Origin of the sequence: Pseudomonas sp. IPO3774 (genome assembly GCF_013386835.1) — a bacterium.
Classification (GTDB): domain Bacteria; phylum Pseudomonadota; class Gammaproteobacteria; order Pseudomonadales; family Pseudomonadaceae; genus Aquipseudomonas.
In genome coordinates, this window is sequence record NZ_JACAQY010000064.1 from 1 (window position 1) to 13,423 (window position 13,423).

A 13,423-nucleotide genomic window follows, 5' to 3' on the forward strand; every position below is an offset into this window, starting at 1 on the left:
TGTAAGAGCGAAACCATAGGCCGCCGTTACCTAAATAACGGATATGTACTCTCAACTCACGCCGGAAACCGCAACGGCAAAGCAGCCTGAAGCAACGCCGCCGGATCCCGATAACGCGCCCCAAAATGGTCCCCCGGCAACCGCGCCCGCCCAGCCCCAAACAACCGCTCCCGCAACGTCTCCCCCTCGTTGTACCGCTCACGAAACCGCCCCCGACGACGCAACTCCGGCACCACCAATTCAATAAAGTCCCGCGCCGTCTCAAACGACAAATACTGCCTCAGGTTAATCCCGTCGATCCCATCCTCATCCAGCCATTTCTCAATCGCGTCCGCCACCACCGTCGGCGTACCCGCGACAAAAAACCGCTCGCGATTAAACCCACCCAACTGCGCCAATACCGCCCCAACAGTGGAGTCCGCCTTGTACCGGCTCAAACTCTCCCACCCCTTGACCTGCCGACTCACCAGATCACTGATCAACGTATCCCGCGGATACGCCGTCAAATCAATCGCCGACTGCCCGTGAGCCAGCGACGCCTCGACACTCACCAACTTGCGATAACTGTCGAGCTTGGCACTCACCTCCTCATCCGTCCGCCCAACGATCACCCCCGCCATCACAATAAACTTCAACCCCGCCGGATCGCGATCATGCTCAACTGCCTTCTGCCGCATCGCCTGGATATTCGCCCGCACCGCCGGCGCATCATTACCACCGGTAAACACCACTTCGGCATGCCGCCCGGCAAACTCGATCCCGGCCGGTGACCCCGTAGCCTGAAACAACACCGGCGTACGCTGCCGCGAAGGCTGGCACAAGTGTGGGCCGGCAACCTTGAAGTGCTCCCCCACGTGGTTGATATAGCGCACCTTGTCCGGATCGGTGTAGATCCGACGCTCACGGTCGACAATCACCGCGTCATCGTCCCAGGAACCTTCCCAAAGCTTGTACAGCACGTCGAGGTATTCATCGGCGATCTCGTAGCGGTGATCGTGAACCACCTCAGTGTCATGCCCGAAGTTGCGCGCCGCATTCGGCAAATACGAGGTGACGATGTTCCAGCCCACCCGCCCCTTGGTCAGGTGATCGAGCGTACTCATGCGCCGCGCAAAGGCGAACGGCGGTTCGTAGGTGGTGGAAAAGGTCGCGCCGAACCCCAGGTTCTTGGTCACCCCGGCCATCGCCGGAATCACCAGCAGCGGGTCGTTGCTGGGAATCTGCATGCCCTCACGCAGCGAGGTCTCGGGGCCGTCGCGAAAGCGGTCATAGGTGCCAATCACATCGGCCAGGAACACGCCGTCAAAGGTGCCGTATTCCAGCAACTGCGCCAGCTCGGTCCAATAGTCCAGGTCATTGAAACGGTGCCGGTTGTTGTCCGGGTGCACCCACAAACCATGGACGATGTGGCTGACGCAGTTCATCTCAAACAAATTCACGTGCAGTTGCTTGGGCACCAGGAGCACTCCTTTCGTAGATACGTTTTCCAATACGTCAGATCGCGACATTCAGGTAGAACGGGATCGGCGTGTAGTCGGTTTCAAGGGTCGGGATCGCATCGATCAGCGCGCGGGTATAGGCATGGGCCGGACGGTCGAACACCGCGCGTACCGAGCCGGACTCCACCACTTCACCGGCCTTCATCACCAGCACGCGCTCGCTGACGTGGTTGATCACGCCGAGGTCATGGGAAATGAACAGGCAGGCCAGGCCGAGGCGGCGCTTGAGGTCGTCGAGCAGTTCGAGAATCTGTGCCTGTACCGACACGTCGAGCGCCGACACCGGTTCATCGCAGATCAGGATCTGCGGCTCGGACGCCAACGCTCGGGCAATCGCGATGCGCTGGCGCTGGCCACCGGAAAGTTCGATCGGCCGGCGCGACAAGACGCTGGCATCAAGGCGCACCAGTTCCAGCAGTTCCAGGGCACGGTCGCGCCGGGCATGACGCGGTACGCCAGCCACCACCAGCGCTTCGAACAGCACACGCTGCACGGTGTAGCGTGGGTCGAAGGAGCTGAGCGGGTCCTGGAACACCACTTGCACCGCACGCCGGGCTTCGCGTTTTTGCCTGGCGTCGAGGTCGGACCAGCGCTGGCCCTTGATCCACACCTCGCCGGCATCGGCGGTTTCCAGGCCGAGTATCAGGCGGGTCAAGGTGGTCTTGCCGCAACCCGATTCGCCCACCACCCCCAGCGTCTCGCCGCGACGCAGCTGTAGCGACACCTGGTTCAGCACCGTGCGGGTTTTGCCGTCGGGGCCGACAAAGGTTTTGGACAGCTCGCGTGCTTCAAGCAGTATTTCGCCCTGGGGCGCCGGCTCGGGCTCCACCGCCGTGAGCAGTCGGCGTGTGGGCTGGAAGTGCACGGCCTTGGCGGCCCGCAGCAGCAGTTGGGTATACGGATGACGCGGGTCTTGCAGGACCTGTTCGGTGCTGCCCTCCTCCACGATCACCCCGTGGCGCATCACGGCCACGCGATCGGCCAGGCGCGAGACCACCGACAGGTCGTGGCTGACCATCAGCAGTGCATTGTCTTCACCGCGCAGGCTCTCCAGCAGGGCGATGACCTGGGCCTGCACCGTGGCATCCAGTGCCGTGGTGGGTTCATCGGCAATGATCAGCCGCGGATTGCAGGCAATCGCCGAGGCGATCAGCGCCCGCTGGCGCAAGCCACCGGAAAGTTGCCAGGGGTATTGGCTGGCGCGCAGTTCCGGTTCCGGCACACCGACATCCCGCAGCAGTTCCAGCACCCGCAGGCGGCGCGCTTCCAGGCCCAATGCGGTGTGCAGGTGCAACGGTTCTTCGATCTCGGCACCGACGCGGCGCAGCGGGTCCAGCGCGCCCAACGCGTCCTGCATCACAAAGCCGATGCTCCCGCCGCGCAGTTGCTGCCAGGCCCGCTCGTTGAGCGGGCGCAGGTCGACGCCCTGGAAGGCCAGCTTGGCAGCCTGGACATGGGCGTCCTTGCCGGTGAGGCCAGCCAGGGTGCGGGCGGTGACGCTTTTGCCGGACCCCGACTCCCCCACCAGCGCGAGGCATTCACCCCGGCTCAACTGCAGACTGACACCGTGCAACACTGGCTCGGCCTGGCCGAAACGTACTGTCAGGTCGCGGATATCGACCAGCGGGCCGAGGGTATGGATATTCATCGTCATAGAGGCTTTCCTTCGCTGCGGCGCAAGAGTTCGCGGCCGATGGCACTGATGGAAACAACGGTCAGGGTGATGATCAGGGCGGGCCAGGCCACCAGCCACGGCGCATTGGCCAGGAAGCTGCGCCCGATGGACATCATCCCGCCCCACTCCGGCGCAGGCGGCGGTGCGCCGAAGCCGAGGAAACTCAAGGCGGCACCGGCAGTGATCGCGCCGCCGATGCCGATGGTGGCGAGGATCAACACGGGCTTGAACGCATTGGGCAGGATGTGCAGCAGCACCACCGCCAGCTGCGATTGGCCGAGGGTGACGGCGGATTCGACGTAGCCGGCATTACGTACGCTGAGGGTTTGCGCCCGCACCAGGCGCGCATAACGCGGCACGCCAGCGATGCCTATCGCGAGAATCAGATTGGCCGTGCCCTGACCGAAAAACGTGATGATCACCAGCGCCAGCAACAGGTCGGGAAAGGACAGCAGCACGTCGATCCCGCGCATCAAGGCGCCGTCCAGCCAGCGCGGCCCAAGGCCTGCGATCAAGCCGAGCAAGGTGCCCCAGGCCAACCCCAGCGCGGTGGCGGCGAGGCCCATGAACAGCGACGAACGCACGCCATAAATCAATCGGCTGAGCACATCGCGCCCGTTCTCATCAGTGCCCAGCCAATGCACATTGCTCGGCGCCTGGAACGCCATGCGCGCCGACGCCTCCAACGGGTCATACGGGGCCAGCCATTGCGGAACAACGGCGGCCAACAGCAACAGCCCGACAAACACCCCGGCGAGCAACAGACCCGGCCGCAGTTGGGTAAACCCGACAAGACGCAACGGGCGATTGCCGATCAACGTTTCAATGGTTTGCGTCATGCCAGGCTCCTGGTGCTAGGGCGCGGGGTTGGGGATGCGCTGGTGGATGGCCTGGATCTGCGCCTTGATCTCATCGCCAAGAGTCACGTCCAGCGCGCCGAGGTTGTCGCGCAATTGCGCCAGGCTGGTTTGCCCGGTCAGTGCGCTGGTGACGAAGGGTTTGTCGATGATGAAGGCCAGGGCCAGTTGGGCCGGGGTGAGGCCATGTTGCCGGGCAATCTCCACGTAGCCGGTGATGGCCTCCTGGGCCGAGGCACTGTCGTAGCGATTGAAAGTGCGGTACACCGCCGACAGCCGCGAGCCCTCGGGCCGTGCGCCGCCGAGGTACTTGCCGGTAAGCGCACCGAAGGCCAGCGGCGAGTACGCCAGCAGCCCGACGCCTTCGCGATGGGTGAACTCCGAGAGGCCGCCTTCGTACAGGCGGTTAAGCAGGCTGTAGGGGTTTTGCACGCTGGCAATGCGCGGCAGGCCGAGGCGTTCGCTTTGCTTGAGAAACTCGGCGACGCCCCACGGGGTTTCATTGGAAACCCCGATGTGGCGCACCTTCCCGGCCTTGACCTGATCGGCCAGCACCGCCAGGGTTTCCTCGATGGCGACGCTCTGGGTGTCTGCCTGATACGGGTATTCGCGCTGGCCGAAGATGTTGGTGGTGCGGTCGGGCCAGTGCAGTTGGTACAGGTCGAGGTAGTCGGTGTTCAGGCGTTTGAGGCTGCCGTCGAGGGCTTCGACGATGTTGCGCCGGTCGTGGCGGCTGAGGCCGTCGCGGATGTGCTGCTGGCTGCTGGGGTCACGGGCCGGGCCGGCGATTTTGCTGGCCAGGATCACCTCGTCACGTCGACCACTGGCCGCCAGCCAGCTGCCGATGTAACGCTCGGTGGTGCGCCAGGTTTCGGCCTTGGTGGGCGTGGGGTACATCTCGGCGGTGTCGATGAAATTGATACCTTCGGCCAGTGCCAGGTCGATCTGTTGATGGGCATCGTTTTCGGTGTTCTGGTGGCCCCAGGTCATGGTGCCGAGGCCCAGCACGCTGACTTGGATGTCGCTGTTGCCCAGTTGGCGGTAACGCATGGGTGATCCTTTTTTCTTCAAGGGTTGATGGCTCATACCGCACTCGCTTCGTCGCGGGCGGCCTGCTGCTCGGCGTCGGCGGCTTGCAGACTGCGCCAGGCGGCGTTCGGGGTGACGTCATTGAGGTAGTAGTTGCCCAGTGCCCGTTCGCGAAAGATCGCCGGGTTGTGGGAGGCCAGGGTTCGCGCGTTGCGCCAATGCCGGTCGAAGCGACGCGACTCGCTGGTGGCGGAGGCGCCGCCGACTTCGAACAGCAGCGTGGTGGCTTCCAGTACCTGTTCCAGCACGATCTGTTGCGCCTGAAAAGCGCGAATCTCGGCCTCGGTGTAATGCTGTTCGGTTGCGTGCCCGCCCTGCTCCGCTTCGTGCACGTCCTGCAGCACCTCCGCGACGGCCAGCACCTGGGTGCGTGCGGCATAGGCCAGGCTCGACAAGCGGCCGATCACCCGCTGCACCAGCGGGTCATCCTTGGGGCTCGATTGCCCCGGCACACCAAACGCGCGGGTGCGGCCCTTGACGAATTCGGTGGCGTCACGCAGCACGGCGGTGGCGATGCCGGCCAGGGTCGCCAGGTGGAACAACTGGTAGAAAGCGCCCAGGTAGGACTCGGCGCGCAGTTCGTCTTTCTTGAAGCGCCGCACAATGTGCTGCTCCGGTACGTTCACCGCCTTGAAGCGGGTGGTGCCGCTGCCGGTAAGTCGCTGGCCAAAGCCGTCCCAGTCATCCTCGACGGTGACACCCGGCGCGTCGGTGCGTACCGCCAGGCTGACAAAATCTTCGCCATCCAGGGCCACGGCCGCGATCCAGTTGGCGTACAGCGTGCCGGTGCAGTAGTACTTTTCACCGTCCAGCTGCCAGCCGGAATCGACCGCGCTGAGGGTCACCGAGTTGCGGGTGGTGTCGGTGCGCTCGGCCATCGCGGCGCCCCACAACTCGCCGTCGACGACTTTGGCGAACCAGTAATCCTGGGAAGCGCTGTCGCGACTGGAAAGCCGGCCTTCGACGAAACCGAAATGCGCGCGCACGATCTGCGGCAAGTTTGAATCGGCCTCTCCCAGTTCAATCAACAGGCGAAACAACTGCGGCAGGCTTGCACCCAGGCCGCCCAAGGCCTGCGGCACACGCAGTGCGCCAAAGCCGGCCTCGCGCAGCCATGCCACCGCGTCATGGGCCAGCTCGCGTTGCTGCTCGCGGGCGACGGCGGTGTCGGCTATCCGGGCAAATACATCAGCGAAACGCTGGTGCAAGTCGGCATAACTCACTTCAGCGGGGATCGAAGCACTCATGGTTTTTCCTTCTTCAAAGGCACTCACGCTTGGTTGGCCCGAGGGTCAATCCAGCGGTTGATCAAATCGACGGCCAGGTTCACCAGCACATAGACGGTGGCGGCCAGCAAGGTCACGCCCAGCACCACCGGCACGTCTTTGTTGCTGGTGGCATCGAGCATCAAGCGCCCGATGCCCTGGCGTGCAAACAGCAATTCCACCACCACCGCGCCGCCCAGCAGGCTGGCGAACACGAACCCGGCCAGGGTCACCAACGGCACCAGCGCATGGCGCAAGGCATGACGCAGGCGCACAGCGGTTTCGGACAAGCCACGGGCACGGGCCATGGCAATAAAGGGTTGTTCGAGGGTGTCTTCCAGGGACTGGCGCAGCAGCTGGGTCAGCACTGCCGCCACCGGCAACGCCAGCGCGATCGAGGGCAGGATCAATGAGCGCCAGCCAACGGAGCCGGAGGGCGGCAACCAGTGCCAATGAAACGAAAACACCAGCAACAACAGCATCCCGATCACAAACGAAGGTGCTGAAGACAGCACCAGCTCGCTGCCTGAAACGGCTGAACGCACCCAACGCGAACGGTTGGCGGTGAGGATCGCGCACACCAGGGCCAATACCACCGCCAGCAACGCCGCGCTCAGGGACAGTTGAATGGTTGCACCGATCTGCTCGGCAATGGCCTGCTGCACCGGGATGCGCAAGCGATAGGACTCGCCCAGGTCGCCATGGGCCAGGCGCACCAGGTAATTGCCGTATTGCACGATGAGGGGTTGGTCCAGGCCGTACTCGGCACGCACCCGGGCCAGCAGCTCCGGGGTGGGCATCGAATCCGGCCCGCCGAGGATTGCCAGCGCCGTGTCACCGCCGCTGAAATTGACCGCGAGGAACGTCAGCGTCGCCGCGCCCCACAGCACGCCAATGCCCGCCAGCAGGCGCCAGGCGATGGATTTGAACAGGCTCATGGTTGCCCCCGGTCCAGCCAGATGCTGGTGAAGAACGGTACGTTGTGGGAGGTATCGAAAATCACGCCCTCGACCTGCCGGCCATACGCGGTGAGCACCTGGCTTTCCACCGAAGGCACCGCCGGGACGGTTTCGGTCAGGCGCTTTTGCGCCTCGCCATAGAGCGCCTGCAATTGCACCGGGTCGCGGGATTGGCGGGCGGCGCTGAGCACGCGATCCAGTTCGGCATCACGGAAGCGCCCGACGTTCTGGCCGATGATCTTGTCGGTGCTGATGGCCTGGCTGTGATAGAGCACGAACAGGCCATCGGGTGTGTTGGTGTGCCAGTAACCGCCCGCCAGCGCCTGGAACTTCCCGGCGTAGCGTTTCTCGGTCACGCGGGTCAGCGGCAGCATTTCGATGGGCATCTCGAAGCCGACTTTTTTCAGGTCGGCCTGGATGGCCACCGAAACGCTGGCGGGAAACGCCGGGTTGTCATAGGACAGCATCGTTGCATTCAGGCGCTGCCCGTCCTTGGTTCGATAGCCCTGGGCATCGCGCCCGGTCCAGCCGGCCTCGTCCAGCAGCGCATTGGCGGCTTTCACGTCGTAGGCCAGGGCGTCGTTGTTGGGTTGATAAAACCGGGTGTTGGCCGCCAGGAAATCCGCCTTGGCGATGTATTCGCCGAAGCCGGAAATCCACGCCAACCCTTCGCGGTCAATGGCCTTGGCCACTGCGCGACGCACCCGTACATCGTCGAACGGTGGCTGCTCGACGTTGAAGGTCATGCTGCGGCTCGGGTTTCCCTTGCGAATCCGGCTGCGCATCACCAGGTCGGGGTTGGCGCGGATGGCGGCGGCATTCTGGGCCGGTGCATCAAGCGCGAAATCCGACTGGCCGGACTCTAGCGCCGTGAAGCGGATCATGGCTTCGGGGACGTAGCTCAGTTCGATACGGTCCAGGTAGGCCTCGCCCGCGTGGCGCGTCACCGGTGGCGCCCAGTTATAGCCGGGGCGCTTGATGAACACCGCGCCCTGGTCACGGGTGTAGCTCTGCAACGTAAACGGCCCGCTGCCGATGGGGTGCTCGGCGATGGTCTTCGGCGCCTCGCGAATCTGCCTGGGGGAGATCATGCTCAGCCAGGACTGCGCCAGCACATCCAGGAACGGCGTATAGGGTTCGCGCAAATGGGCTTCGAAGGTGTAGTCGTCGATGACCTTGCCATCCAGGTACGGCGCGATATAGGCCGCGGCCAGTGGGGACTTGGTCGCCGGGTCGCGCATGTGGTCCAGGTTGGTTTGCAGCGCCTGGGCATTGAATTTCTCGCCGTCGCTGAAGGTCACGTCGTCGCGCAGGTGAAAGGTGTAGGTCTTGCCGTCGTCGGAGATGTCCCAGGAGCGGGCCAGCCACGGGCTGATATTGCCCTGCTCGTCCTGGTACACCAGGCAATCGAAGAGAATCCGGCCCATCCACTGGATGTTGCCGTTAGACAGTGCATGAACATCGAAACTGCCGGCGTCGGAGGCGGCTGAGACGCGCAAAGTTCCGCCACTGCGCCCCGGTGACGACTCATGGAAGTCCGTCGCCGAATAAGTCACTACACCGTTGGTGACCGTGCCATCAGCCGCAGACGTTTCATGTTTCGGTGCCGCAGCCGGTGAGCAGGCATTGACTGCCAGGCACAGTGAAATAACCGCCGAAAGTTTCAGGATGGTTGTCAATGACACTTCCTTAGAGGAACTCGATGAACACTGAAAGTTTGCAATTACGGGATGTAATGCAGTGAGCATGCCAGTCTTCAAGAAACGCCATATTGACCATGAAACCGGCGCAAAACCCTTGTAAAACGGGGCAAACACTGCCAAACACTTATATGGTTATACCCGTTATACACCCCGAGATTGTTGGTAGCCTTACACACTGCTTATCAACTGTTGCGTTCGCGACAGCTGCGGTAATCCCAGGCATTAAAGTTGACTGTTGAGAATCAAACACCGATTCAAAACAAAGTATCCCGCAGAACACTTAACCTTAACTAAGCGCCCGTATTCCTTGGCCAATAGTCTTGGCATAGAAACTGCTCAGAGCGAAACAGGCATGACTATTCGAATAGAAAGCTGGGGCTCTTTTATCTATTCACAAGGAACACGCTTAATGGATCCAATCTTTCGGGGAGAGTTGCAAAAGTTGACACTTGCCGTGCGGCAAGCAACTTGGCTGGCGATGGTGGGGCTGGGCTCAGCCCTGGTTTTTTCCGCCAGTGTGCAGGCAGATGATGAGGTCACACCGACGACCGGAACACGGCTAAAGACGGTGACAGTAGAGGCACAAAAAATCACGCCCGTTGAGGCAGCCAAAAGTCAGCTGTCCGAAGTGCCAGGCGGCACCAGCGTGGTCGACAGCGAACAGGTGGCCAAGGGACGCACCGCCACCTTGCAGGACACCCTCGCCTATCAGCCGGGCGTGTTCGTGCAGTCCACCGGCGGCAACGACGCGGCCAAGATCTCCATTCGTGGCTCGGGCGCCAACACCTCGCCGGGGTATTTCCGTGAGGGCATCAAGTTCCTGTTCGACGGCCTGCCGATCACCGGCCCGGGCGGCACACCCTACGAATTCCTCAACGGCTCGGGGGTGAACTACACCGAAATCCTGCGGGGGGCCAACGCCTTCCAGTACGGCGCACTGAGTCTTGGCGGCGCCATCAACTTCGTCAACCAGACCGGCTACACCGCACCCGGCCTGCGGGTGCGGGCGGAAACCGGGAGCTACGGCTACAACAAGCAAAGCCTGAGCGTCGGCGGCGTCGAGGGTGCGTTCGATTACTACCTGAATGCCGACAACTACCGCAGCGACGGCTACCGCGACTACAGCCTGTCGAAGAGCCAGGGCGTGGTGGCCAACTTTGGCTACCGCTTCAGCCCGCAACTCGAAACCCGGGTGATGCTGCGTTACCGCGACGAGTTCCACAACGACCCGAGCGCCACCACCCTGGATGCGGTCAAGCACCATTCCGACCGTGCCAGTGCCACCGCCGAAAGCAGCGGCGCCGGCAGCCGTCGCCCCGGCAGCGTATGGCTGGGCAGCAAGACCACCTACACCTTTGAGGACGACGCCACCCTGTCGGTGGGTTTCGTCTACTACCAGTACGCCCACAACAACAGCCCGAACAGCCCGAGCAACCCCAGCTACTGGGACTGGCATGACCTGAGCGCGGTGATCAACTACGACCGCCGCGACACCCTGTTCGGCCACGAAAGCCGCTCCAGCCTGGCCTTCACCTCCACCGAGCACCTCAAGGGCCAGGTCGACTCCACCTTCGCCAACAAACAGACGCGCAAGTTCGTCGACTACAGCTCCTCGTTCGATCACGTGTTCTCCGTGGGCAACGACCTGGAACTGGTGGACGGCCTGTGGCTGACCAGTGGCGTCTCGGCGATCAACGTGCGCCGCCATGCCGACGTCAAGGAAGCCCTGGTGGCCAACACCACCACCTACCCGAGCGATGTGACCTACGACAACTGGAGCCTGGCACCGCGAGTGGGCGTGCGTTACGAGTTCAACCCACAACTGCAAGTGTTTGCCAACGTCAGCCGATCCGTCGACCCACCGGCGTCGTGGGAATACTCCGGCTCCGGGCCGACCACGCCATACGTACGGCCGCTGGTGGAACAGAAAGCCAATACCGTGGAAGTCGGGATCAAGGGTTCGTCGGGCATCTTCGACGGCAGCCTGGCGCTCTACCGCTCGTGGGTGAAAAATGAATTGCTCAACGTGCAGATCATCCCGGCCACCTCCACCGCTGCTGCGGTCACCGGTGCATTCAACGCCACGCCGACGATCCACCAAGGGATCGAGGCCGGCTTGAATACACGCCTGTGGGAAAACACTTCGGGTGAAAAAATCACCCTGCGCCAGGTGTACACCTATAACGACTTCTACTACCGCCACGACCCGACCTTCGGCGACAACCAACTGCCGGGGATTCCGAAGCATATCTATCAGGGCGAAGTGCAGTATCAGCACCCGGCGGGCTTCTATACCGGGGTGAATGTGCAATCGGCTTCGCGTACGGCGGTGGACTATGCGAACAGCTTCTATGCGCCCTCCTACACAATCTTCGGGGCGAACGTGGGGTATGAAACGCCGAGCAAGGACTGGAAGGTGTCGCTGGATTTGAAGAACCTGACCAATCAGAAATACGTGACGGCGGTGCAGCCGTTGTATGACGCGAAGGGGCAGGATACGGCGTCGTTGTATCCAGGGGATGGGATTGGGGCTTATGTGGCGGTGGAAATGCGCTATTGAGGCCTCTGCGTCAACCGTCGACAGAACCCGTTAGGCGCTGTCGACGATTTAACTCAAATCTTGCCTAGAAGACGAATGACAAACACAGCCCCTTGCCCGACCGAATGATCTACCGCGTGCATCAACGCTTTCGCAGCATCTGAAGAGAAGCCAGCCGAAATGGTGACCGACGCCAGGATACCTAGAAAATAAATAACCCAATCTTTTCGGCTAAGACGGTTAGCTGCCTGTGCAGCCGTATCCAGTTGGTTTTTCAGTATCGCAAATTGTTGTGCGCTAACATCGGCATTGCTCTTTAACTCATCGAGTACCTGCTTAAACCCCTGCTGAATCCTGGCTATATCTTGGGGTGTAAACGAGGTTTGTTGACTCTCGATTTCGATGCTACCGAACAATTGAGCCTGAATCGACACGCCAGTAAGCAAAACATCTGCTTCGCTGTAACTGCTGCCCATGAGCCTTAGTTGTAAATAACCGTCGCTACCGGCGTCGACTAGAACAGATGTTCCAATAGTCAACGTCTCTTTCCGGTCCGGAAACTTAGCACCTCCGATCACAAAATCGGCACCGTCTGTTGTGCAGTTAATCGCGGTGATAACAACGTCGAAAGGGGTGAATTCTTCAGCTACTTTTTTTCGAAGTACCTTGCGGACAGGTTGAGATGGAGGGGTCATGAGCGTCCTTATGTATGGATTGCCTTAGGCGTTAGATGGTTACGGCGAAGCGCTGAGCATCAAGGGCAGGAACGGCCGAAAATCCGGCGCCCTTCTTGAAACTCATGTTATGGACAAAATTCCTCATAGCATCAGATGGATCGATGGTTTCGAGGTTAAGTCCGTCAACAGTTAACCTAGAGAACGCAACACTCAGAATTGGCTGTTCCTCCATATGACCTGTCGAGCTGTTGAGCACATTGTCAAGAGCGGTGACGATGACCAGGTCATCCGGCAGGATTGCCAACAACTCTCGACCTACTCGCAGCGCGCAGCTGCACACGTAGTCCTGATGGAGTTCGTTGAACCGACCAACTGGCATAGCTTTGGTCGACAACTTGCCGCTTTTGAGTAGAGATTTGATTTCGGCAGGAATCACGTCGGAGCCATGGATAGCGACTTTGGCTTCTAGGACACCACCTTCATGAACAATCATCTGAATAGCTGAGCCGAGGTGTGATATTTCTGCAAACGACTCGAAAGCTTCGATGGCATCTAGCTTGGCCTGACGATCACCATCAAGGATACGGATAGCAATGTCCCTCTCCTCTGCCCACTCGGTATGGGCAGTTTTCCATCCATCAAGCTGAGCCTGATATCGCCTTTCGTCTTCCGCCTTCGCGGCGCCAATCTTGCCTACCAGGGCTATACGCTGACGAGCCTCTAGCTTGAAGAGCCGAGCCCAGAAATTGGGGTGATATGTAGCGGCCGCATGCGTAGCTTCTTGCTCGAGAGTATTGCTTTTGAGTGGCTGTCCAGGTTCAGGGTTGGAGAGAAGTCGCTTCCATTTTACGGGCTCGGCACATTCCTTGTGCATCGAAAGGAGGATGTCTACGTGATTTTCGTAAACCTCACATTCATACGCTGCTTGCTCCAGCGCTTCCATCTTTGCGTACTCTTTCTGTCGCTTTTCAAGTTCGCGCTGACGGCGATGAGCGTTTCGTTCCGATCGCCGCGCAGACGCTTGCAGCGAACGTACAGTCCCTTTCCAACCCATCACGACTCTCCATAACGTTCATATGACGGCACATTAATATAACTCTTAGCGTTGCCTGAATCACCTGCGCATTTCGTAACCGAAACGTATGCGTCCGGGCATCACG

At 61.1% G+C, this 13,423-nt stretch carries 10 protein-coding genes; 1 reads left to right on the plus strand and 9 read right to left on the minus strand.

The window, feature by feature from the left end:
* Window positions 1–56: 56 nt before the first annotated feature.
* Genes HYE77_RS28655 through HYE77_RS28685 form a run of 7 tightly spaced genes read right to left on the minus strand, consistent with a single transcriptional unit; the run spans window position 57 to window position 9,023 of the window.
* Window positions 57–1,457: an LLM class flavin-dependent oxidoreductase gene (locus HYE77_RS28655; protein ID WP_102368598.1), complete on the minus strand. Its 1,401-nt coding sequence runs from the start codon at window positions 1,455–1,457 to the stop codon at window positions 57–59.
* Between the two features lie 37 nt (window positions 1,458–1,494).
* A complete protein-coding gene (locus tag HYE77_RS28660; protein WP_177070140.1) occupies window positions 1,495–3,153 on the minus strand; it encodes an ABC transporter ATP-binding protein in 1,659 nt (552 codons plus the stop codon).
* Complete coding sequence (locus HYE77_RS28665; RefSeq protein ID WP_177070142.1) at window positions 3,150–4,013, minus strand: ABC transporter permease; 864 nt, start codon at window positions 4,011–4,013, stop codon at window positions 3,150–3,152. The genes HYE77_RS28660 and HYE77_RS28665 overlap by 4 nt, the downstream gene beginning before the upstream one ends.
* Window positions 4,014–4,028: 15 nt before the next feature.
* Complete coding sequence (locus HYE77_RS28670) at window positions 4,029–5,081, minus strand: NADP(H)-dependent aldo-keto reductase (protein WP_087694258.1); 1,053 nt, start codon at window positions 5,079–5,081, stop codon at window positions 4,029–4,031.
* A gap of 32 nt (window positions 5,082–5,113) precedes the next feature.
* A complete protein-coding gene (locus tag HYE77_RS28675; RefSeq protein WP_177070144.1) occupies window positions 5,114–6,367 on the minus strand; it encodes an acyl-CoA dehydrogenase family protein in 1,254 nt (417 codons plus the stop codon).
* 23 nt (window positions 6,368–6,390) lie between these two features.
* Complete coding sequence (locus HYE77_RS28680; RefSeq protein ID WP_008431773.1) at window positions 6,391–7,323, minus strand: ABC transporter permease; 933 nt, start codon at window positions 7,321–7,323, stop codon at window positions 6,391–6,393.
* The gene (locus HYE77_RS28685) at window positions 7,320–9,023 is read right to left on the minus strand and encodes an ABC transporter substrate-binding protein (protein ID WP_177070146.1); all 1,704 of its coding nucleotides are present in this window, start codon (window positions 9,021–9,023) and stop codon (window positions 7,320–7,322) included. Before HYE77_RS28685 ends, HYE77_RS28680 begins: the two co-directional genes overlap by 4 nt.
* A gap of 433 nt (window positions 9,024–9,456) precedes the next feature.
* Between HYE77_RS28685 and HYE77_RS28690 the strand changes: the two genes are divergently transcribed.
* Window positions 9,457–11,607, plus strand: a complete 2,151-nt coding sequence (locus HYE77_RS28690; RefSeq protein WP_008431769.1) for a TonB-dependent receptor — start codon at window positions 9,457–9,459, stop codon at window positions 11,605–11,607.
* Window positions 11,608–11,660: 53 nt separating this feature from the next.
* Here the strand turns inward: HYE77_RS28690 and HYE77_RS28695 are convergent, their stop codons facing one another.
* Both HYE77_RS28695 and HYE77_RS28700 read right to left on the minus strand, forming a co-directional pair.
* Entirely contained in the window at window positions 11,661–12,281 is a 621-nt protein-coding gene (locus tag HYE77_RS28695) for a hypothetical protein (protein WP_102605109.1), read from the minus strand.
* A gap of 31 nt (window positions 12,282–12,312) precedes the next feature.
* Window positions 12,313–13,206 carry a hypothetical protein gene (locus HYE77_RS28700; protein ID WP_256344009.1) on the minus strand — a complete coding sequence of 298 codons (894 nt, stop codon included), beginning with the start codon at window positions 13,204–13,206 and terminating at the stop codon, window positions 12,313–12,315.
* Window positions 13,207–13,423: the final 217 nt, after the last annotated feature.

What these genes read in the sequence shown, in the direction of transcription:
- HYE77_RS28660 (WP_177070140.1), bottom strand. Translation starts at nt 3,153, where the DNA reads ATGACGATGAATATCCATACCCTCGGCCCGCTGGTCGATATCCGCGAC.
- HYE77_RS28665 (WP_177070142.1), bottom strand. Translation starts at nt 4,013, where the DNA reads ATGACGCAAACCATTGAAACGTTGATCGGCAATCGCCCGTTGCGTCTT.
- HYE77_RS28670 (WP_087694258.1), bottom strand. Translation starts at nt 5,081, where the DNA reads ATGCGTTACCGCCAACTGGGCAACAGCGACATCCAAGTCAGCGTGCTG.
- HYE77_RS28675 (WP_177070144.1), bottom strand. Translation starts at nt 6,367, where the DNA reads ATGAGTGCTTCGATCCCCGCTGAAGTGAGTTATGCCGACTTGCACCAG.
- HYE77_RS28680 (WP_008431773.1), bottom strand. Translation starts at nt 7,323, where the DNA reads ATGAGCCTGTTCAAATCCATCGCCTGGCGCCTGCTGGCGGGCATTGGC.
- HYE77_RS28690 (WP_008431769.1), top strand. Translation starts at nt 9,457, where the DNA reads ATGGATCCAATCTTTCGGGGAGAGTTGCAAAAGTTGACACTTGCCGTG.
- HYE77_RS28695 (WP_102605109.1), bottom strand. Translation starts at nt 12,281, where the DNA reads ATGACCCCTCCATCTCAACCTGTCCGCAAGGTACTTCGAAAAAAAGTA.
- HYE77_RS28700 (WP_256344009.1), bottom strand. Translation starts at nt 13,206, where the DNA reads ATGGAAGCGCTGGAGCAAGCAGCGTATGAATGTGAGGTTTACGAAAAT.